Here is a 21,802-nt window from a genome sequence, read left to right as displayed (position 1 = left end):
CTAGTAATCTATATAAATGAGTATTATATCATTAATTATAAAAAGAGAATTTATTTCTAAAGTCCGTAATAAGTCTTTCATCGTAATGACTTTTTTAAGTCCGTTATTGTTTGTTGCAATAGCTGCTTTTATCGGATATTTAAGTTCTATGAAAGCCGATACAAAACGTATTGCAATTTATGATGAAACAGGTTTGTTTGCTTCGGAGTTTACCAAGCAAAATGCGAAAAATGTCGAGTTTAGGTATCTTGATTTATCCAAAATGCCTTTGCAATCACTAAAAGATAGTATTGCTAAAGAAAGTTTAGATGGATTGCTTTTGATTCCTAAAACGGATAAAATAAAGGATCTAGAAGGTAAAATTGAATTTATATCTAATAATAGTCCGAGTATTTCTTTTATTGAAAACACACAAAATACAATTGCCGACGAGATTACGAGAATTAATTTTCAAGAAGCAAATTTAGATACATTAGCGATAAAAAATGCTCAGGCAAAAGTAAATATCCATCTTGCAAAAGCAACGGGAGAAGAGAGTTTGAAAGGACTTAACGAGATAAAAATCGCAATTGGAGGCTCTTTTGGTTACTTAATAATGATGTTTATTGTTATTTATGGTAATATGGTTATGCGAAGTGTAATCGAGGAAAAAACGAATAGAATCATCGAAATTATTATCTCATCGGTAAAACCTTTTCAGTTGATGATGGGTAAGATAATCGGAACTTCATTGGCAGGATTGTTACAGTTCTTAATTTGGGCAGTAATAGGATTTGCTCTAATGTTTGCAGCATCAGCATTTTTTGGTGTAAATGTTGGGCCAACTGCTAAGATTCCGCCAGAGTTAATGGATACAGCACAAAAGCAATTTGTAGGAACAGCTCAAATGTATATTAATGAATTATGGAGTTTGCCAATTGCAAGTATTCTGATTGGGTTTGTGATTTATTTTATAGGTGGATATTTCTTATATAGCTCATTTTATGCAGCTATTGGAGCAGCGGTTGATAATCAAACTGATTCACAACAATTTCTTTTGCCTATTATTATGCCATTGATTTTGAGTGTTTACATAGGTTTCTTTACTGTTGTAAATGATCCACACGGGACAGTTGCAGTAGTGTTTTCTATGATTCCGCTTACTTCACCAATTGTAATGTTAATGCGTCTTCCGTTTGGAGTGCCTTGGTGGCAAATACTTATTTCCGTAACTTTATTGTTTGCTTCATTTTTTGCAGTAGTTTGGTTTGCTGCCAAAATATATCGTGTAGGTATATTAATGTACGGTAAGAAACCAACATGGAAGGAATTATATAAATGGCTGAAGTATTAGTTGCAAAGGTTCAGAGGTGCAAAGGTTTTTGAACGTTTGAAGTTAAACTATCTATAAGAATTACAAAAAAGGCATAAAAAAAATATAATAACAAAGGTTCAAAGGTAAGAAGCGACAAAGATTTTAAACTTTGTACCTTTGAACCTTTGCAACTTAGAACCTCAAAAAAAGATACAGAGCAACAAAGGGACAAAGGTTTTTAGACTTTGTGCCTTTGTTCTTTTTTAACCTTTGCGGTTAATATTAAAATAATAATAAAGCTGTAGGGTTATAAAGCGACAAAGATTTTAAACTTTGTACCTTTGGGCCTTTGCAACTTAGAACCTCAAAAGAAATGAGTAAAATACTAATTATAGAAGACGAAGCGGCTATTCGTAGAGTACTTACCAAGATATTATCAGAAGAAAATGATAGCTATCAGGTTGAGGAAGCAGAAGATGGTGTTTCGGGACTTGAAAAGATAAAAAATAACGACTATGATTTGGTTTTGTGTGATATCAAAATGCCAAAGATGGATGGTGTTGAGGTATTAGAAGAAGTAAAGAAAATCAAACCGGAGATTCCGATGGTTATGATATCTGGTCATGGCGATATGGAAACAGCGATTCATACAATGCGTCTTGGTGCTTTTGATTATATATCTAAACCACCAGATTTAAACCGTTTGTTAAATACAGTTCGTAATGCTTTGGACAGAAAAAAACTTGTTGTAGAAAATAAGATTTTAAAGAAAAAAGTAAGTAAGAATTACGAAATGATTGGTGACAGTGAAGCTATAAGTCATATTAAAATTATGATTGAAAAGGTAGCCGAAACTGAAGCCAGAGTTTTGATTACTGGACCTAACGGAACAGGAAAAGAACTGGTAGCACACCAATTACATGAAAAAAGCGCACGTTCTAATTTTCCTTTAATCGAAGTAAACTGTGCTGCAATTCCGAGTGAGCTAATCGAAAGTGAATTGTTTGGTCACGTAAAAGGAGCTTTTACATCGGCAGTTAAAGATAGAGCAGGAAAATTTGAAGCGGCAGATAAAGGAACCATATTTCTAGATGAAATTGGAGATATGAGTCTTTCGGCTCAAGCCAAAGTGTTACGTGCTTTACAAGAAAGCATGATTACAAGAGTAGGTGCAGAGAAGGATATCAAAGTAGATGTTAGGGTAGTTGCCGCGACCAATAAAGATTTAAAAACAGAAATTGCCGAAGGTCGTTTCCGTGAAGATTTATACCACCGTCTGGCAGTGATCTTGATTAAAGTTCCGCCATTAAATGACAGGAGAGAAGATATTCCGGCTTTGATTTCGCATTTTGCCGAAAAAATAGCTTCAGAACAAGGAAATACGGTGAAGATATTTTCGCCTCAAGCGATAAAACTTTTGCAAGAATATGATTGGACAGGAAACATCAGGGAGTTACGAAATGTTGTAGAACGCCTTATTATATTAGGGGGAAGCGAAATTTCGGAAACAGATGTAAAGATGTTCGCAAGTAAATAAAATTAATTTAATGATTTTAAAATTTAATGATTTAAAGATTTGACCTCAGTTTTAATCTTTTAATTTTTTAATTTTTCAATCTTTCAATCTTTGAAGATGAAACTAAAAAAAATAAACGAAAAGTTACAGGAGGCGTTAATCGCAAACGGTTTAACCGAAGCTAATACATTACAACAAGAAACTTTTTCTACGCTAAAAAGTGGTGCTGATTGTATTATTGTTGCTCCAAAAGGAAGTGGAAAATCTACAACAATTGTTCTAAATGTTATTCAGCAATTGACAGGTAAAAATGAAGAATCTCCTCGTGCTTTGATTATCGTAGAAGATAAAGCAAAGGTGTTGGAAATGGAAGAGCTTTTTGAGAAATACGGTAAGTATAGTGACCTTGAGGTTTATGGTGTGCATGACAAAGGCGACATGGATTATGATAAAAACTATATCTCAACAGGAGTTGATGTTTTAATCGGAACACCAAATAAACTAAGCGATATGTTTACTACTGCGGGATATAATGTAAACCGTTTGAAGATGTTTATCCTGGATGATGCAAACCCAATTTTGAAATTACGTCATGAAACTAAAATCATGCGTATTTCTAATAGTATTACTAAAACACAGCGTATTATTTTTGCAGAACAACTGACAGAAAGTATTGATATTTTGGCAGATAAAATGTTACTTGAGCCTTATTTATTCGAAATCGATGAGGACGATGAGGATGAGGACGAAGAAGAGGATATTGAAGAATAGACTAGATTAAAAATAAGATGATGTATAATAATAAATGGAAATTTTTAAAACACTTAGATTTTTGATTGTAATAGTTTTAGGATCGCTGTTTATTGTTTATTTGTCTGTTGTTTCATATATCTATTTTAATCAGGCAGGTATGGTTTTTCAAAATTCCAAACTCCCTGATAATTTTAAATTTGAATACCAACAAAATTTTGAAGAACTCAATATTCGTTCTTTTGACGGTGTAAATTTGAATGGTTTGTTATTTAAAACTGAAAGTCCAAAAGGATTGATTTTTTATCTTCACGGAAACGCAGGTACTCTGGATACGTGGGGAAGTATAGCAAATGTTTATACGAGTTTGGGATATGATATCTTTATCTTAGATTATAGAAGTTTTGGAAAAAGCGGAGGAAAGATTGATGATGAAGATCAATTAAACAAAGATATTTCGGTAGTTTATAAAAAACTATGTGAGAGATATAGTGAAAACAAAATCATCATCGCTGGCTATTCAATAGGAAGTGGTCTTGCGACGATTTTGGCATCAAATAATAAGCCTAAAGCATTAATTCTTCAGGCTCCATATTATAGTTTTACAGAATTAACAGGTAGTAAAGTTCCTTTTTTTCCTGATTTCATGAAAAAATTTAATTTTGAAACGCATGATTATTTTAAAAAGATAAAGGTGCCAATTTATATTTTTCATGGAGATCAAGATCAATTAATTCCTTTTTCTAATTCGGTTAGATTAAGTAAATTATTAAAATCGAATGGGTATCTTTATGTTTTAAAAGGACAGAATCATACTGGAATAAATGAAAATGAAGATTTTCAAAATCAATTAAAAACAATAGTATTAAAATAAATAGGATATGGGACTAATGAAAGTGTTTTCGGGAAGTGAGATTTTAGCGCAAGCTTTACAACAAAAATTAGAAGAGGCGCAAGTAGATACAGTAATTAAAAACAATATCCAATCGGCTCGTTTAGGTGGTTTTGGTAATACAGATTTGGCTGTTGAGGTATTTATTCAAGAGACAGACTTTGCAAAAGCAAATCCTATCATCGAAGACTTTAGAATGAGTCTTTAATTTAAGTAATTAGGCTCAGTTTACAGTCTCAGTAATCACAGTGAACTTAAAGTCACAGTTTTCAGTTTCAGTAAGTACTGAAAACTGTAACTGAAAACTGAAGACTGAATCTAGTACTGAAAACTAAAAAAAAATGCAATATAAAATGCTGGTTTTAGACATGGATGATACCTTGTTGACCGATGACCATAAAATTTCGGATATAAATAAAGAAATGCTTCTTAAAGCTCAGGCGATGGGAGTTTATGTAGTTTTGGCTTCTGGCAGACCAACTTCGGCGATGACTTCTTTTGCAAAAGAACTGGAATTAGATTTAAATAATTCCTATATGATTTCGTTTAACGGAGCTGTTATTAGTAATGTAAAAGATGATGAAATTCTTTTTGAACAAACTTTGTCAAAAGAACAAATTCACGAATTGTACGATTACAGTTTAAAGAACAAAACACATATTATTACCTATTTAAATAATGAGATTATCAGTGAAACTGATTCTGAATTTATTGAAATAGAAAAGACTATTACTGGTTTAAAACACCATAAAGTAGCAAGTTTTAAGGAAGCTGTTAATACCTCTGCTGTAAAATGTATTTTGCTCGAAGAACCAAGTTATTTAAAAGGACTTGAGGCTGATTTAAAAGCGGCAATGCCTCACTTAAGTATAGCAATGTCTAAACCTTTTTTCCTGGAAGTAGCTCAAAACGGAATCGATAAAGCAGCAAGTTTAAAGCTTTTGGCAGCAAAATTAGATATTCATCAAAGCGAAATCATTGCTGTAGGAAATGCAGGTAATGATTTGTCGATGATAGAATATGCAGGTTTAGGAGTTTGGGTGGATAATGTTACGCCTGAATTACGAGATAGAGCAGATGTTATTGTGGCATCAAATAATAATCACGGTGTTGCCGAGGTGGTGCAACGATATATCTTAAATTAATGAAAACTTCAATTGAAACAGAACGATTATTACTAAGAGAATTCCTCACTACAGATGATGAGGGGATGTTTGAGCTAGATTCTAACCCAAATGTGCATAGATATGTAGGTAATAAACCCGTTACCCATATTGACGAAAGTCGTGCTTATATTAAAAATGTTTTGCAACAATATAAGGATAATGGGACAGGGCGTTGGGCAGTAGTTCTTAAGGAAACCAACACTTTTATTGGTTGGTCTGGAATAAAGTTTATTACTGATATGATCAATAATCACCAGAATTTCTACGAAATAGGATATCGTTTTATTGAAGAATATTGGGGTAAAGGATATGCTACCGAAGCTGGAAAAGCTTTTATAGATTATGCTTTTAATGAAATGAAAGTTGACGCAATTTATGCTTACGCAGATGCAGGAAATAGTGGTTCGAGAAGTATTCTTGAAAAGCTTGGACTGCAGTATACAAATTCCTTTATGCTTGATGGCGATGAGGAAGTTTGGTATGAACTAAAAAATCCTAATCTTTAGTTTAAAATACACCCAAATTTTTACAAACTATTGTTTTTAACGCAGTAACAAAATGTAGGTAAAGTTGTTACCGAATTTTGGTATGTAAAGATTTGGGTGATTGAGTTCGTTATGTGCTAACGATATTTTTTATAGAACTTATTTTTTTGCTACAGAAATAAAATATTTATTTCCATCTCCCATTGTAAGTTTTACACGTTCGTCGCAAACATCAATAGAGTAATTAGCATTCTCGTAACAAGTACAAGTTGTATTTTTATCTTTAGACATTTCGGTTTTACAGTTGTTGCTTTTGTATGTAGACAATTGTGGTGTGTATAACGACACTAAATCAGTCGAAGCAGTTACTAATGATATGATACTTGCTGTATTACCATTTGCAATTCTATAAACGATTCTGTCTGTATAAGAAATGTCGTTTACAGTTACTTTTCTGATGTAGGTAAAAGCAGTAGAACCTTCTTCAACAGATTTTACTTCAAATTTAAATCCGATACTACGGATTTCGATATCAAATTTTGATTGAGAATTATAACTCGCCCAAGAAGTAAGTGTAGCAATAGTAGGAAACGGATTTGTAGTTGTACTAGCAGTTTGTGCCTGTGCTCCAAAAATAGTTAATAGCATTAATAAGATTGTGGGGAAAAATGCTTTCATTTTATTTTTTAAATTAATTTAAATACCTACTCTATATGGTTTTCGGCTTGCCCATTTATGTTTTTGTGTTCAATAAAGAATTGCAACAACTTTATGAAAAATAGTTAACGCCAATTGTTGTTAAATAGTATTGTTTTTACCACATTTTTCGTGGTGTGAATTTAAGGCGAATATTTACGCGAACAAAGCGTATAATAGGAAAACTTTAGTTTTTTAATTCATTTTTTAAAAATGCCCGCATCTTGTTAATATCCATTTAATTGAGAGAATTTTATTTATAGATAATAATGCTAAAAAAAGTATTTAAGATGGGTAAAAATAAGATTTGTCTGTAGTTTAAAAACTTTTTATGTTCTTTTTGGAACTTCATTTTGCAGTTTTTTTTCTTAATTGAGGTTTCATTGAGTCAAAATGACACTTTTATTCTATTTTTTTTAAAATTAGGTTCTGTTTTTGGTTAAAAGTAAAATCGGTATTGGTTTTTAAGTATTTTTTGAAGGAAGTAAATGTTGGTACATGGCAAAATATTGATATATAGCTGATTATTGATTTCGTTTTGAAGAATATTGTACGTAAATTTGCAAACTCTTTTGAAAAGAGATAAATTATAATAAATACTACTTAAAACGTAGTTTATTGCCATGGAAAATAGAAAAAAAGTTGCTTTTTATACGCTTGGATGTAAACTGAATTTTTCAGAAACATCTACAATTGCTAGAAATTTTCAAGATGAAGGTTTCGATCGTGTCGATTTTGAAGATGTTGCTGATATATATGTAATCAACACCTGTTCGGTTACTGATAATGCCGATAAGCAGTTTAAGCAGGTTGTAAAAAAGGCGATGAAACTTAATGATAAAGCGTTTGTTGCTGCTGTAGGTTGTTATGCGCAGCTTAAACCAGAAGAATTAGCATCGGTAGATGGTGTTGATTTGGTTCTGGGAGCAACCGAGAAGTTTAAAATCACAGATTATATCAATGATTTGAGCAAAAACGATATGGGCGAAGTTCATTCTTGCGAAATATCTGAAGCTGATTTTTATGTAGGAAGTTACTCAATTGGTGATAGAACCCGTGCTTTCTTAAAAGTACAAGATGGTTGCGATTACAAATGTACTTATTGCACAATCCCACTTGCAAGAGGAATTTCTCGTAGTGATGCTTTGGAAAACGTATTGCAAAATGCCAAAGAAATATCATCTCAAAACATCAAAGAAATTGTTCTGACTGGAGTTAATATTGGTGATTATGGAAAAGGAGAATTCGGAAATAAAAAACACGAACATACTTTTCTGGATTTAGTTCAGGCTTTGGATAAAGTAGAAGGAATTGAGCGTTTGAGAATCTCTTCGATTGAACCAAACTTACTTAAGAATGAAACAATTGAATTTGTATCTAAAAGCAGAACTTTTGTTCCTCATTTTCATATTCCGTTGCAATCGGGAAGTAATGATATCCTGAAGTTAATGAAGCGTCGTTACCTTCGTGAAGTATATACGGAACGAGTGAACAAAATTCGTGAAGTTATGCCGCATGCTTGTATTGGTGTAGATGTAATTGTAGGGTTTCCTGGAGAGACTGATGAACATTTCCTTGAAACTTATCATTTCTTAAACGAAATGGATATATCTTATTTACACGTTTTTACTTATTCTGAACGTGATAATACCGAAGCTGTAAATATGGCTGGAGTTGTTCCTGCAAATGTGCGCTCAAAACGTAGTAAAATGTTACGCGGATTATCGGTTAAAAAGCGTCGTGCTTTTTACGAAAGTCAATTAGGAGCTAATAAAACAGTGCTTTTTGAAAGTGAAAACAAAGAAGGATACATTCATGGATTTACCGAGAATTACGTAAAAGTAAAAACGCCTTGGAATCCTGAATTAGTAAATACGTTACATGAAATAAATCTGACTACGATTGATGAAGATGGTAGTGTACGATTAGAGTTTGTAAATAAATTAGCAGAAGCTTAAAAGAGAGAAAAGACTGAGGAGAAGCAAGAGACAAGACTTACGAGATTCTAGAAGTATGAATTGTAACTTATTTGTCTAATTGAGCAGAGTCGAAATTTATATAAACGAAAATAGAAATTTTATAAAATAACAAAACCCCTTTTGCAAGGGGTTTTATTGTATATAATAGTTAGGTCTGATTAAGGATTTGTAGACCAAATACTGCTGTTTTTTATAAAAACTCTACGGTTTAATTTAAGTTGAGCAATGATTAGTTCTGCGATATCTTCAGATTGCATTACTTTTTCAGGATTACCATCTGTTAGCTTTAAGTCTTTTGCCATATCGGTAGCTACAGTACTTGGGGTTAAAGCAGTAACTCGGATATTATGTTTTCTCATTTCTTGCATTAAAGAATCTGTTAGTCCAAGAACTGCAAATTTAGACGCGCTATAAGCACTTGTTAATGCATTTCCGTTTAATCCTGCAGTCGACGAGATATTGATGATGTCTCCTGTTTGGTTTTCAATCATATTTGGTAAAACGGCACGAGTAACATAATAGGTACCCATTAAGTTTACCTGGATGATTCTTTCCCAAGCTGCTGGCTCTAATTCTAAGAAATTACCAAAAGCAGCAATTCCTGCATTATTAATTAAAATATCGATGTTTTTAAACTCGGCTATTGCTTTTTCTACCGCTTTATTTACAGAGTTAATGTCGGATACATCTGCTGTTATTGCTAATGATTTTACTCCAAGAGCATTTATTTCGGTAGCAACCAGATCAATATCAGCTTGAGTTCTAGCCAATAAAATCACATTTACTCCTTCTTTTGCTAATGCAATAGCAACAGCTTTTCCTATTCCTTTTCCTGCACCTGTAATTAGGGCATTTTTATTTTTTAGATTACTCATATTAGTTATTTTAATGTACGATAAAGTACAATTTGTTTGAATCGTTTGTCATACAAAAATACTTATTTTCAACTTTGGAAGTGGCTTTTAATAGGGATTCTTAATATAAAATTAACTGCATTTTTGTTTTTTAAAATACTATTACGTTTTCGTTTTTTCTTTTATTGGTATCTTTAAATAAAGAAACATATGGGGAAAATTATGTAATGCTTTTCTCTATTTAATAAGTCAAATTTGTAGTAAACACATTTATTATGAAAAAGATACTTCTTATTTTAACTATAGCAATTCTGTCCTTCTCATGTAAAAAAAAGGAGAGTCCAGAGATTAAAGAAATAGAAATACGAAAAAAGCCAACAGCAATTTCTTATCATATCGAGAATAGAAAAGATTGGTTGAAGGCTAATACAGCAAGTGATGCACAATTAGGTAATCTTGCAGCTATTAATCGTACTGACAAAGCAAATTTTGCTAAAATGGATTCTATTATTGTTCCATCAGATTTAAATGAAAAAATCGAGAATTATCTTCCGTTTCCACTGACTGTTCCTTATTTGAGAGATATTGATAAGATAATATTCTTTTCGTATCCATCGCAAACATTTGCTGCTTATGAGAAAGGACAATTAGTTTATACTGGACAAACTAATATGGGAAGAAAAAAAGATCCAACTCCAACGGGACTTTTTTATACCAATTGGAAAGCCGAAAAAACGACTAGTACTTTTAACGATGAGTGGGAGTTGCGCTGGAATTTTAATATAGAAAACAAAAAAGGTGTTGGTTTTCATCAATATGCTTTGCCAGGATATCCGGCATCACATTCTTGCTTGAGACTTCAGGAAAAAGATGCTCGTTATCTTTATGATTGGGCTGATCAATGGGTATTGGCTGATGAAGAGAATGTAAAGGTTAAGGGAACTCCTGTAATTGTTTTTGGGTCTTATGATTTTGACGGAAAGAAACCTTGGTTACAATTAGTTAAAGATCCGCTGGCTTTGGAGATTTCGAAAGAAGAGATAGAAAAACAAACAACGCCTTTTCTGGAAAAGATTTTGACTGAACAGAAGAATAGGGAAGGATATCAAAATAACAAATAATAAAAAAAAGTCACGAATTTCTTTTTAATGGAGATTCGTGACTTACTATATTTGGCTTTGATTTTTATTCTTTTAATACCATATCGATACACATTACTGCAGCAAGAATAAGTTGTCTTACGCTATCGTCTTGTGCTACTGAATCTTCTATTTGTAGTACATAATTATCGGCACTAGTGAAGAATTCTTTCCCAATTCCAGCCCATTTTTTATTTACTTGCCCAAGCATTTTTGTGTCTTTGGTAAATTTAAAATCCCAACCTGTCCATTTTCCTTGTAGTGTACAAACAGGTCTTTCGTTTTTGTCTAAAATTTCAAATTTTCCTCCAATAGAAAGTAATTTTTGCTTGAATGTTCCGATTAGGCGTTCTTTTTCGTCAAAAATTTCTACAGTAGAACGAAAAATTGCTACACCGCGTTTTACATTGATTATTTTTTCTCCAGTTGGAGTTGCAATTTCGATGTCGAAAGGAGTTGCTCTTTTAAAATCGGTAAAACGTAATACTTTGGTGAAAAAGCCTAGATTTTTTTCTCGGCAATTCATTATTAGTTCATTGTTTTCGGGATTGTAAATGTCATAGTTATTAGCAGCTTTGAACATTCCGACGTGTTCTTTTACTAGAAAAAGATTTTGATTTAAAAGAGGGTTCATTTTAATTGTTTAGGGTTAATTTGTAAATTTTAGTTTCTAAAAGCTCAGTATCATTGTCTTCGCAAAGTAAAAACTCAATTTGATTGTTAGATTTTTTATAAAGTGTAAGTCCTTCAAATTTATTGGTTGCACTAATTTTTTTGGTGTAGTCGATTTTCATGGTTTTTAAATCGATTCTACCAATAAAACTACCTAATATCTCTCCATCGGCATAAGTTGATTCTGTATCTTCGGCTGTAGCCAAAAAGTAAATTTTATTATCTACAAGTATGGCATCGGTAAAACTGCTGCGAACTCCTTTTATTTTAGGTAGTTTATAATCTACAGATATAAGACTGAATTCATCTCCCAGACTTTTGGCGTGTATGGTAAATATGGAGTTTTTATTGGTTTTTCCGTTTCCACGATTGAATAAGTACCAGTTTTCTCCATCAAAAATAGAGCCTTCCAGATTAAAATTTTCGGGTTTTATTCCTGAGAAGTTTTGCATTACGGCATAAAAATCGGTTAAGTTGTTTGTAGTGATTTTGGTTTTTGATTTTACATCAAATTCGACCATTTTATTTCTTTGGTCGGTTGAGCCTGAACCAAAAATATATAAGGTATCGTTATGATGTGTGATGGACTCAAAATCGGGTTTTATATTTTTTGCAATATTTTCGGTTGGATTTGCAATTATCTCATGTTTTTTTAAATCGGAATTATCGATGTTGTATTCGTATAAATAACCACTATTATCGCCAATGATATATAATGAATTGTCTTGATATATAAGTCCTGATGCTGAACCGATCCCGATGATTTGGAATAGGATTTCGAGTGTGAATTTTTCCATGATTGTTGTTTTAAACGTAGTTGTTTTAGCCCCGATTATAATGAAAATACTTTGAGAGGAAATTGTTGTTTTTTCTTGAAGGAACAGAGCGACCAGCGGAAGCTCCTGTTACTTTTTAGAAAAAAGCAATTTACTGAAAAGTATTGTAATGCAAAGCGGGAAAAAGCTGACCAAAAATAGTATATTTACTTTAATTAAAACGAGGAATTATGAAATCAATTGACCCGAAAAATTTTAAAGTTGTTGATAAAATAAAATTATCAAAAATCCCGACTTTGTTGGATATAGATGCCGATGAGAAAGAGAAGGAAGTGAAGCTGGATAAGGTTCAGGCCAAATTGAGTAAACTACAAGATGTGATGTATGCACATAATAGGTACGGCGTTTTGATTTGTTTACAAGGAATGGATACTTCGGGGAAGGATAGTTTGATTCGTGAGGTTTTTAAGGAATTTAATCCGCGTGGTGTTGTGGTTCATAGTTTTAAAACGCCTACTTCGGCTGAGTTGGAGCATGACTATTTATGGAGACATTATCTTGCTTTGCCTGAAAAAGGGAAGTATGCGATTTTTAACCGTACGCATTACGAGAATATTTTGGTAACACGCGTACATCCTGAATTTTTATTAAATGAGAATTTGCCCGGAATTGAGAAGGTAGAGGATATTCCGGAAGATTTCTGGAAGGACAGAATTGAACAAATTAATAATTTTGAGAAGCATATTACCCAAAACGGAACTATTGTTCTGAAGTTTTATTTGCACTTAAGTAAAGAGGAACAACGCCAAAGGTTATTGCGCAGATTGGAGGAAGAAAAACACAATTGGAAATTCTCGGTATCGGATTTAAAGGAACGTAGTCATTGGGATGAATATCAGCAATATTATGAAGAAGCAATAAATAAAACTTCGACCAAAGATGCTCCGTGGTATGTTGTTCCTGCAGATGATAAAGAAATGGCACGTTATATTGTAGCCAGAATTATTTGGGAAGTGATGCAAAAACATGCTGACATTAAGGAACCAGAACTGCCTGATAGTATTAAGGATAACATTAAAATGTATAAACAACAATTAGAAAACGAGTCTTAGAAATAAGGCTCTTTTTTTTGGTTTGATGGTTAAAGTTGACTGATTTGGTTTGCTGTAAAAACCGAAAACAGATTCTTATTAGTTCTTGTTTTGTGTAATTTTTCTTATGTTTGATTAAAATAGTGAAAAAGCTACAATAATTAAGCATCATGGATACAAGCACTTTTGGATTTGGAATAAAAAGCGATTTAAAACCTTATGAATATACGAACCTCTTTGGAGATCCTTTTTGGGGCGAAGCAGGGAGTTTAAAGGCAAGAAACATATATTTGCAACTGAACGAAAGAGAGAAAGCCTTGATGCTTAAAGCAAATTATATTAAAATGATTGAAAAATCTAGAGCAAGAAATTTTAATATGGCAGCCGATTGTTTGCAATGGTGGTTAGACGGTTCAGGATTTACAAAAAACATCAATTTTAATTGGCTTAGAAAACAGAGAGAGGTTATTGCTGCGGAAGAAGAAAATATTGAACGTTTTGAGGATAGACTTAAAAATGAAAATTTCGATAAAACACTAATTAAGGTAGGAGATTTTATAGATTATAATAATAAATTACATTATATGTTCACGGGAGGGATTTTTGGTGAGTTGTATTATACATGCGGGACTAGTACAATAATTTCTGAATGTAATTTTAAGATTACAAAGATGAAAGATAATTTTGTGTTATCGGGTACGATAGTCCATTCTTGGTGGGATAGATACGATTGGCATAAAGGAGCGAATGCTTTCATTTATGGTTTTGGAAACGTTGGAGATTCAGAAGCTTTATTGGTAGAGAAATATTGTGGCGCAAAACCATTTGATATGAGAAGCCAATGGCAACAAAGTTTTAATAGAACCTTTCAATCAGGATTTTTAGGAGGTTTAAGTATTAAATTGAAATAGAAAAAAATGAAAAAGAAGATATACGTAACATTAGCTGTTCTGATTGTTTTATTTGGGACTTATTATTATTGGAATAATAGATATGTCGAACTTCGTCCTGTACTTTCAAAAGATGAACCACATCCTATAATAATTTTTCAAAATGATTTTTATAGGATTGCAGAGCGAAATGAAACTCCACCGAATTTTTATAAGAATATAAAATTTGTTTTAGAACGAGAACACCAGGACTATATTGTGAAAAATGGAGTGATTTATATTAAGTATAAATACATGAATGATTTAGAAATGATTTGGAATCATACACTTAAAACGAACGACGCCGATTGGCTTAAGATTAAAAGAAAAGAAGATAGTCTTTATCGAATTTATAGAAAGCAGTATGAAGATTCGCATTATGAAAAATGAAAAGAAATATTTTATAATATTAGGTATCATGCTATTCTTAATCGCTGCAACTCATTATTTGGATAATAGATATGTAAAACTTCGTCTTGTAATTTTGGCAGAAGAAAACTATATCCGCCAATTAATATTTTTTGACAATAATCTTTACAAATTTACTTAACCAAATGAAGTTTCTCCAAATTACTATAAGCACATAAGATGGGTTTTGGACCGTTCTCGTGTGGATTATATTGAAGAAAACGGAATCATATATGTCCGAAATAAATGCTTTTATGACATGAATCTTATGTGGAATTACACTACGAGAGCTATTTCTTCAAAGTTTTTTAAACAAGAAAGAGAAATGGACAGTATTAATCTTGTTTACAAAACTGAGTATGTAGATTCGCAGAAAAAGATAATAGATGCTTATCTAAATGAAATTAAAAAAGACTCCATCAAAAGAACTACTTTTTCTAAATGAAAATCTTAAGATTTTATGGATTTTTGAGTTGATTTAATGCTTAAATTAAGATAAAAAACAAAAGGAACATAATCGCTCTGAGGGTATGAAGGAAAATAGCAGAATTTATAAACAACAATTAGAAAACGAGTCTTAGAAATAAGGCTCTTTTTTTTGGTTTGATGTTACTGTAAGTTTATGAATGTTTTGTATTACTAATTTAATGTTAATTAATTTTAAGTTTATTGCGGTGTTTTAGTAGAACTATTGTTTTTTTGATAATATCTAAATCATTTTAAGTTAAAGAGCGGGGACTTACTTTGCCAAAAAAATATAAACCAACTTAAAACTAAAATGAAAAGAATTATTTTACCCCTAATTATTCTGGGATCACTGATTACATCATGTAACAACGATTCTAAAGATCAAGAGGAAGTAGCAACAAATAGTGTTGTGTTAAAAGACCAATCGGTTACGCCAAGTTTGTTAAAAGCTAAGGCAGGTTTTGAAAACTTAAAAATCTATTCTCTTTTTGGTTCTGATGATGTTTTTCCAGATAGTCCGAAATTTGTTTTTGGAGGTTCTGCTGATGGTTCTGGTTTGTTAAAAAATACCGATGGAACTTTTACTTTTTTAGTAAACAACGAAGACAATTTTGCAGTTTCTAGAATTACTCTTGACAAAACATTTAAGCCTACTAAAGGAGAATATTTGTTAAACTCTAGCGGAGGAACTTGGAGATTATGTGGCGCCACAATGGCTACGCCAGCTGAACATGGTTTTGGTCCTGTTTATTTAACTTGTGGAGAATCTGGAGAGGAATCTCGTACGCATGCATTAGATCCTAACGGAAGTGCAGGTTCAGCTTCAGTATCTAAGGAATTGGCAGGTTTTGGTCGTTTAAGTGCCGAAAATGCTTTGCCTTTACGTTCATCTGCTTATAAAGGTAAAACAGTTGTTGTAATTGGTGATGATGACTCTGGAACTTACGGAGGTCAGGTTTTTATGTATGTATCTAATACTGTGGGTGAATTATCTAGTGGTTCTTTATACATGCTAAAAAGAAATGATGATAACCAAAGAGAGAAAGATATGGAGGTTAGTAAATCATATCCTGTTTCTTTTGTAAAAATCGATAATCATACTACACTTACTGGTGCTCAAATTAATGCATCGGTTAATACATTGAAAGCGATTAAATTTGGTCGTGTTGAGGATTTAGATTACCGCAAAGGTGGTGGTACTGCTGATCGTGAATTGTATTTTAACGTAACTGGACAAAATACTACTGGAACTAATGCTGATGCTTCCAGAACTAAATACGGTAGAGTTTATAGATTGAATCTTGATGCTGCAGATCCATTAAAAGGAACTCTAGAGGTTGTTCTTGATGGTGATAACCGTACTGGAATTGCTGGTAAATTTCAAAACCCTGATAACATTTGTGTAACTAAAAACTTTGTTTACGTTCAGGAAGATGCTAATGGTTACGGAGACGAAACTCATGATGCTTACATTTATCAATACAACATTGCAACTAAAGATTTAAAAGTTGTGGTGGAGTTAGATCACCGTCGTACGCAAGCTGATGCTGCTAAATATAACGTAGGTGGAATGTCTCAATTTGGAGATTGGGAGTATGGTGCTTTAATCGATATTTCGGAGCAAGTTGGTATCGAAGATACTTTTATGTTGAGTGTACAGCCACATACTTGGACTGGTGATAAATACAAAGGTGTTGATGGTGGAACAAATCGTCCTAACGAAAAACAAGCAAGTCAAATCTTAGTACTTAAAGGTTTAGCGAGATAAATTTTTTAAGTAATTATAAAACAGCTATCCACTACTTCATATTGAGGTAGTGGTTTCTGTTTTTCTGAATATTCCTCTTTTAATCGGTATTAAATCATGAAAAAAATATATTGTTTGTTGTTTGTAATAGCATTTGTTGCTTGTCAGAAAAAAAACAAACATCAGGAAGTAAATGAATTGTTTAAAGCAGATATTACTTTATTGATTCAAAAAGTTGCCAAGCTTAAATATTCGGTTCAATCGGATTCGACCGAAGCACAAATCCAGAGGCAGTTTCTAGAAGCACACCAAAGCTATAAGAAAGTTGAAATGATAAGCGAATATTATTCGCCAACGGTTTCTAAAGCGATTAACGGTCCTGCCATAAGTGAGTTTGAAGAAAATGATAAAATTACAGTTCCACCCGAAGGATTTCAGGTTATCGAAGAGTTAGTTTTTCCTAAATATAATGCAGAAAGCAAAAAAGAGTTGGTTCAGGAGCTGGGAGTTCTTGCGGCTAATTTAACTCGTTTAGAAAAAGTTTCGAGCACAAACGAATTAACCGATGCACATGTTTTTGACGCCATGCGATTGCAAGTGTATCGCATTATTACTTTGGGAATTACAGGATTTGACTCGCCTGTTGTTTTCAACTCAATTCCCGAAGCATTGGTGTCTTTAGAAACTATCGAAAAATATTATCGCGTTTTTATAGAGGATAAGAAGGTTTCGAATGCCAAAGAAGTGCTTGATATTTTTGAAAAAGGAAAGAAATACTTAAAAGCAAATACTAATTTCAATGCTTTTGATCGTGCTTTTTTTATCAGAGAAATTGCGAATCCGTTGAGCAGAGGACTTTATAAAACTCAAACAGAACTAGGGATTCCGTTTATGACTGAATCTAGAGGTTTAAAACCAACGGCACAAACTATATTTGATAAGGACGCATTTGATGCGGAAGCATTTTCGGGTTTTCCAGATTATAAAACAACGCCAGAAAAAATCGCACTAGGGAAAAAGTTATTTAACGACCCAATTTTATCTGGAAACAATACCCGTTCTTGTGCTTCGTGTCATCATGAAGAGAAAGCATTTACAGATGGTTTGGAACGAGCAGTTTCGCTAGACGGAAAATCGATGATTCAGCGTAATACACCTACACTGGCTAATATTGCTTTTCAGCGGGTGTTTTTCTCTGATTCCCGAGTGGGGTATCTAGAAGATCAGGCAGTTGCTGTTATAAAAAATGAAAACGAAATGCATGGTTCTTTAGAGAAATCTACATTGGCGATTAAGAAAAATCCAAACTATGTAAAGGAGTTTAAAAAGGCATTTCCGAAAGGTGAAATAAATGAATTCGAAATAAAAAATGCTTTAGGATCTTACATTCGTTCTTTGAGTCATTACGATTCTAAGTTTGACAGGTATATGCAAAATAAAGCAACATTTACAGCAGATGAAAAAGCAGGTTTTAATTTATTTGCTGGCAAAGCCAAATGCGCTACGTGTCATTTTATCCCGCTTACAAATGGAACAGTTCCTCCAAATTTTGACAAGTCAGAAAGTGAAGTATTGGGGGTACCAAATAAAAATAAAACGCTTGATGGTGATTTAGGGAAGTTTGTATTAACGCAAGCAGCCATTCATAAGTTTTCGTTTAAGACACCTACAATAAGAAACATAGAACTTACAGCTCCTTATATGCATAATGGGGTTTATAATACACTCGAAGAGGTTGTCGATTTTTATAATGATGGTGGTGGTATAGGTTTAGGATTTGACCTTCCTAACCAAACGTTACCCGAAGACAAACTAAATTTAACCGAAAAAGAAAAGAAACAATTAATTGCCTTTATGAAGACACTAACGGATGAGAGGTATTTGGTGAGTAAGAAGTAAGATGATAGATTGGAAGAAGCAAGAAGCAAGATGAGAGAAGCAAGAAGTAAGACGCTAGGTGGATAGATGATGGAGCTAGAGAAAAACAATTTGTGTTAATTTGTGGCTAAAAAAAGGATTTCTGTCCGTTGGTCAAAAGAGTAATGCTGTTCATCAAACTAATTTTAATAGGGATTATAGTTTATGCTCCTTTGCATCAAATTAATAAAAACTATTATCATGAAAATTTACAAATTAGTATTGTTGACAACTCTTTTCTTATTAGGTTTAATTTCTAGCAAAGCAAATGCTCAATCTCCGTTACCGATTCATATTGGGATAAAAGGTGGAGCAAATTATTCAGAATTGCCAGTTTCGGATGGCTTTAGTTCTAAATATGCATCAGGTTATTTTGGTGGTGCAATGGCAAGATTTGATATAGGAAGGTTTTATATTCAAAATGAAATCTTATATAGTGAGAAATCTTCTAAAATTGAAAAGACTTCTTTAATGGGGTCACGAAATGTAAAATGGAAAAGTATTGAGGTTCCCTTGGTTATTGGTTATAAAGTAGTAAATCTTGACGCTCTTAATGTGAGAGTTTTTGGAGGAGGAGTTTACTCTTATGTTATCGATGATAATATTACATCATTAAACCAACTGAAAGATTCATACAAGAAATTTGATAAGTCGAATATCGGATATCAGGTTGGAGCAGGAGTAGAGATGTGGAAGTTTACGCTTGATTTTACTTATCAAGGCGGCTTAAATAATATAAGCAAAGACTTTGACTCCAAAGTAAGTTCCTTTAATGTAAGTATCGGATATTTTATTTTATAACCTCTTTTTATAGTTAACCCAGAAGCAGCAGCAAAGAATCTTTTTGGTACTTTGCTGCTCTTTTTAGAAATATCGAGTTACTTTTGAATACTAATTTTCTCATATTACTTATTCTTTTTTAGATGAAAATAAAAAACAAAGATAAATACCATTGGATTTTTATAGTCTTTTTTTGGTGTATACTAGGTACTACTATTTGGGCGCAAATGATTGAAGATTATGATTTCCTGGATGCTACTTATCAAGTTGTTTTGGTTTTGTTATGTTCCATTCTTTTGGCACATTTCCTCAGTGATGTTTTACTTCCTAATGCGTTGCGTAAAAATAAAATGCGCTTATTTGCAATGCAAGGCTTGTTTATAGTTTTGCTTTTGTCTTTGTGTTTGGCATTAATATATACAGCTTTTTCGGATGTGTCTTTTAGAGCAAGATTATATCCTGATGAGGTTAATATGACTACGCTTCATTTTTTATGGGCAAGGTTTTGTGGCAGCATTCCAGCAGCGATTTTAATTAATGGTACAGCTTGTGGTATTCGATTTTATCAGGAACATAATGTTATCGAAAAAAATCATGCGCAATTGCAGCAAGTGCATTTGGAGGCACAGATAAAGATTTTACAGGATCAAATTAATCCGCATTTAATGTTTAATGTGCTTAATCATATACATATTTTAATGCAAAGCAATGTAAAATTAGCTTCAGACTTATTGATTCAGTTTTCGGATATTTTACGATATCAATTGTATGAATGTAATAAAGAATATGTTGCGTTATATCTCGAAATCAAGTATCTAAAAGATTTGGTTTCGGTCGAAAAAACCCGATGGGGAGATGAGCTAGATGTAAAGACTAATTGGAATATCGAAGACGGACAGCTACAAATTGTACCATTGCTTTTGGTTCCTTTAATAGAAAATGCTTTTAAACACGTTTCGAGATTGCCAAGCCAAAAAGGATATGTGCACTTATCTTGCGAACAAGTGAATAAGCAATTGGTTTTTAAAATAGAAAACTCCTATACTGAGCAATATAAAATTCCATCTAAAAGTCAGGGATTGGGACTTGAAAACGTGCGTAAAAGACTGGCAATACAATACCCAAATCGACATGAATTAAAAATAAATAAAACCGATTCGGATTTTACAGTTGAGGTTGTTTTGGATTTAAAGTAATAAACATCAAGCAGATTTTTTACCGCAAAGGGCGCAAAGCTTTGTGTTTAATCCAGCTTTGAGAGCTTAGAGGTTAAATCTCATTTCAACATCAAGTAGATTTTTTACCGCAAAGGGCGCAAAGTTTTTACATACTGATGGTTTTATAAAAACGCAAAGTTCGCAAAGCTTTGTGTTGAACCAGCTTTGCGAACTTTGCGAAAACCCTTGCGTTCTCTGCGGTTAATTTTCTGCCATAGATTGTAATAAATATTGAGTAAAGAATATAACCGTTTAGTCTACGTGCAAATTCTAGAGAGTTAAATAAAATGACCATTAAAAAAATATAAGATATGACTATGAAATGCCTTGTAATCGATGATGAGCCTATAGCTAGAAATGGAATTGTAGATTTTATTTCTAAGATAGATTTTCTGGAAGTAATAGGTACTTGTGCTTCGGCACTAGAAGCCACTTCGTACATTCAGGAAAAACAGGTAGACTTGTTGTTTTTGGATATTAATATGCCTTATCTCTCAGGATTAGAATTCTTGGAGTCTTTGGACAATCCGCCGTTGGTAATTTTTACCACAGCTTATTCGGAGCATGCTCTGGATGGATACCGTTTACAAGTGGTCGATTATTTGCTAAAACCTATAGCATTCCAGCGGTTTTATCAAGCTTCTCTAAAAGCAAAACAATGGCATCAAATGATTGGTTCTCCTAAACAATCACAACTAGGTCCATATCTTTATGTACGCCAGGAAGAAGGATTCCAAAAGATTTCCTGGGTAGATATTTTATATATAGAAGGAATGCAAAATTATGCCAAGCTTCACTTTAAAGATAAGGTTCTTGTAATTCATCAAACCATGATTTCATTAGAAGAAACGCTTCCAGCTGAAATTTTCTTTAGGATTCATAAATCTTTTTTGGTAAACATTACCCACATCGATTCTGTTTCTGGAGGTCGTTTGTTTATAAAAGGACAAGAACTACCTATTTCAAGAACACGCCGCGAAGCATTATTGAAAGAGGTAGTATATAAGAATTTGTTAAGCCGATAAT

At 32.8% G+C, this 21,802-nt stretch carries 23 protein-coding genes; 19 read left to right on the top strand and 4 right to left on the bottom strand.

What is annotated here, in order from left to right:
* Window positions 1–16: 16 nt before the first annotated feature.
* The 7 genes from OA93_RS01355 to OA93_RS01325 all read left to right on the top strand — a co-directional run bounded on the left by OA93_RS01355 (window position 17) and on the right by OA93_RS01325 (window position 6,124).
* Window positions 17–1,333 (top strand): ABC transporter permease, encoded by a 1,317-nt coding sequence (locus tag OA93_RS01355; RefSeq protein ID WP_039111293.1) that lies wholly within the window; start codon window positions 17–19, stop codon window positions 1,331–1,333.
* A gap of 334 nt (window positions 1,334–1,667) precedes the next feature.
* A complete protein-coding gene (locus tag OA93_RS01350) occupies window positions 1,668–2,831 on the top strand; it encodes a sigma-54 dependent transcriptional regulator (protein WP_039111292.1) in 1,164 nt (387 codons plus the stop codon).
* Window positions 2,832–2,927: 96 nt separating this feature from the next.
* Entirely contained in the window at window positions 2,928–3,581 is a 654-nt protein-coding gene (locus tag OA93_RS01345; protein WP_039111290.1) for a DEAD/DEAH box helicase, read from the top strand.
* Between the two features lie 61 nt (window positions 3,582–3,642).
* Complete coding sequence (locus OA93_RS01340; protein WP_039111578.1) at window positions 3,643–4,434, top strand: alpha/beta fold hydrolase; 792 nt, start codon at window positions 3,643–3,645, stop codon at window positions 4,432–4,434.
* A 7-nt stretch (window positions 4,435–4,441) separates the two neighbouring features.
* A complete protein-coding gene (locus tag OA93_RS01335; protein WP_035622589.1) occupies window positions 4,442–4,660 on the top strand; it encodes a DUF2007 domain-containing protein in 219 nt (72 codons plus the stop codon).
* Window positions 4,661–4,793: 133 nt separating this feature from the next.
* The gene (locus OA93_RS01330; protein WP_039111288.1) at window positions 4,794–5,597 is read left to right on the top strand and encodes a Cof-type HAD-IIB family hydrolase; all 804 of its coding nucleotides are present in this window, start codon (window positions 4,794–4,796) and stop codon (window positions 5,595–5,597) included.
* The gene (locus tag OA93_RS01325; RefSeq protein ID WP_039111286.1) at window positions 5,597–6,124 is read left to right on the top strand and encodes a GNAT family N-acetyltransferase; all 528 of its coding nucleotides are present in this window, start codon (window positions 5,597–5,599) and stop codon (window positions 6,122–6,124) included. The genes OA93_RS01330 and OA93_RS01325 overlap by 1 nt, the downstream gene beginning before the upstream one ends.
* A 138-nt stretch (window positions 6,125–6,262) precedes the next feature.
* On the opposite strand, the gene OA93_RS01320 is transcribed toward OA93_RS01325, so the two are convergent.
* Window positions 6,263–6,781, bottom strand: coding sequence for a hypothetical protein (locus tag OA93_RS01320; RefSeq protein WP_039111285.1), 519 nt, complete (start codon window positions 6,779–6,781; stop codon window positions 6,263–6,265).
* Between the two features lie 641 nt (window positions 6,782–7,422).
* Between OA93_RS01320 and mtaB the strand changes: the two genes are divergently transcribed.
* The gene (mtaB, locus tag OA93_RS01315; RefSeq protein WP_039111284.1) at window positions 7,423–8,757 is read left to right on the top strand and encodes a tRNA (N(6)-L-threonylcarbamoyladenosine(37)-C(2))-methylthiotransferase MtaB; all 1,335 of its coding nucleotides are present in this window, start codon (window positions 7,423–7,425) and stop codon (window positions 8,755–8,757) included.
* A 179-nt stretch (window positions 8,758–8,936) separates the two neighbouring features.
* Here mtaB and OA93_RS01310 read toward each other — a convergent pair whose 3' ends face one another.
* Window positions 8,937–9,653: a 3-ketoacyl-ACP reductase gene (locus OA93_RS01310; RefSeq protein WP_039111283.1), complete on the bottom strand. Its 717-nt coding sequence runs from the start codon at window positions 9,651–9,653 to the stop codon at window positions 8,937–8,939.
* Window positions 9,654–9,907: 254 nt separating this feature from the next.
* On the opposite strand from OA93_RS01310, the gene OA93_RS01305 reads away from it, so the two are divergent.
* Window positions 9,908–10,753: a L,D-transpeptidase gene (locus OA93_RS01305; protein ID WP_039111282.1), complete on the top strand. Its 846-nt coding sequence runs from the start codon at window positions 9,908–9,910 to the stop codon at window positions 10,751–10,753.
* A gap of 64 nt (window positions 10,754–10,817) precedes the next feature.
* On the opposite strand, the gene OA93_RS01300 is transcribed toward OA93_RS01305, so the two are convergent.
* Together OA93_RS01300 and OA93_RS01295 are read right to left on the bottom strand one after the other, a co-directional pair.
* Window positions 10,818–11,405: a phospholipid scramblase-related protein gene (locus OA93_RS01300; RefSeq protein ID WP_039111280.1), complete on the bottom strand. Its 588-nt coding sequence runs from the start codon at window positions 11,403–11,405 to the stop codon at window positions 10,818–10,820.
* Between the two features lies 1 nt (window position 11,406).
* Window positions 11,407–12,240, bottom strand: coding sequence for a hypothetical protein (locus OA93_RS01295; protein WP_039111279.1), 834 nt, complete (start codon window positions 12,238–12,240; stop codon window positions 11,407–11,409).
* A 209-nt stretch (window positions 12,241–12,449) separates the two neighbouring features.
* On the opposite strand from OA93_RS01295, the gene OA93_RS01290 reads away from it, so the two are divergent.
* From OA93_RS01290 to OA93_RS01255, 10 genes are all read left to right on the top strand, one after another.
* Window positions 12,450–13,331, top strand: coding sequence for a phosphate--nucleotide phosphotransferase (locus tag OA93_RS01290; protein WP_039111278.1), 882 nt, complete (start codon window positions 12,450–12,452; stop codon window positions 13,329–13,331).
* A 149-nt stretch (window positions 13,332–13,480) separates the two neighbouring features.
* On the top strand, window positions 13,481–14,221 hold the full coding sequence (locus OA93_RS01285) for a hypothetical protein (protein ID WP_039111276.1): 741 nt from the start codon (window positions 13,481–13,483) through the stop codon (window positions 14,219–14,221).
* Between the two features lie 6 nt (window positions 14,222–14,227).
* Window positions 14,228–14,629, top strand: a complete 402-nt coding sequence (locus OA93_RS01280) for a hypothetical protein (protein ID WP_039111275.1) — start codon at window positions 14,228–14,230, stop codon at window positions 14,627–14,629.
* Window positions 14,604–14,789, top strand: a complete 186-nt coding sequence (locus OA93_RS24920; RefSeq protein ID WP_131474441.1) for a hypothetical protein — start codon at window positions 14,604–14,606, stop codon at window positions 14,787–14,789. The genes OA93_RS01280 and OA93_RS24920 overlap by 26 nt, the downstream gene beginning before the upstream one ends.
* Window positions 14,790–14,849: 60 nt before the next feature.
* Window positions 14,850–15,092, top strand: coding sequence for a hypothetical protein (locus OA93_RS24915; protein WP_131474440.1), 243 nt, complete (start codon window positions 14,850–14,852; stop codon window positions 15,090–15,092).
* Between the two features lie 333 nt (window positions 15,093–15,425).
* The gene (locus OA93_RS01275) at window positions 15,426–16,883 is read left to right on the top strand and encodes a hypothetical protein (protein WP_117615791.1); all 1,458 of its coding nucleotides are present in this window, start codon (window positions 15,426–15,428) and stop codon (window positions 16,881–16,883) included.
* A gap of 96 nt (window positions 16,884–16,979) precedes the next feature.
* Window positions 16,980–18,761 (top strand): cytochrome c peroxidase, encoded by a 1,782-nt coding sequence (locus OA93_RS01270; protein WP_039111273.1) that lies wholly within the window; start codon window positions 16,980–16,982, stop codon window positions 18,759–18,761.
* A gap of 219 nt (window positions 18,762–18,980) precedes the next feature.
* The gene (locus OA93_RS01265) at window positions 18,981–19,580 is read left to right on the top strand and encodes a porin family protein (protein WP_039111272.1); all 600 of its coding nucleotides are present in this window, start codon (window positions 18,981–18,983) and stop codon (window positions 19,578–19,580) included.
* A 122-nt stretch (window positions 19,581–19,702) separates the two neighbouring features.
* Window positions 19,703–20,755, top strand: coding sequence for a histidine kinase (locus OA93_RS01260; RefSeq protein ID WP_039111270.1), 1,053 nt, complete (start codon window positions 19,703–19,705; stop codon window positions 20,753–20,755).
* A gap of 332 nt (window positions 20,756–21,087) precedes the next feature.
* Window positions 21,088–21,801 (top strand): LytTR family DNA-binding domain-containing protein, encoded by a 714-nt coding sequence (locus tag OA93_RS01255; RefSeq protein WP_039111268.1) that lies wholly within the window; start codon window positions 21,088–21,090, stop codon window positions 21,799–21,801.
* The last annotated feature ends 1 nt before the right edge of the window (window position 21,802 follow it).

Origin of the sequence: Flavobacterium sp. KMS (assembly GCF_000813005.1) — a bacterium.
GTDB lineage: Bacteria > Bacteroidota > Bacteroidia > Flavobacteriales > Flavobacteriaceae > Flavobacterium.
This window is presented reverse-complemented; position numbering and strand designations above follow the sequence as displayed.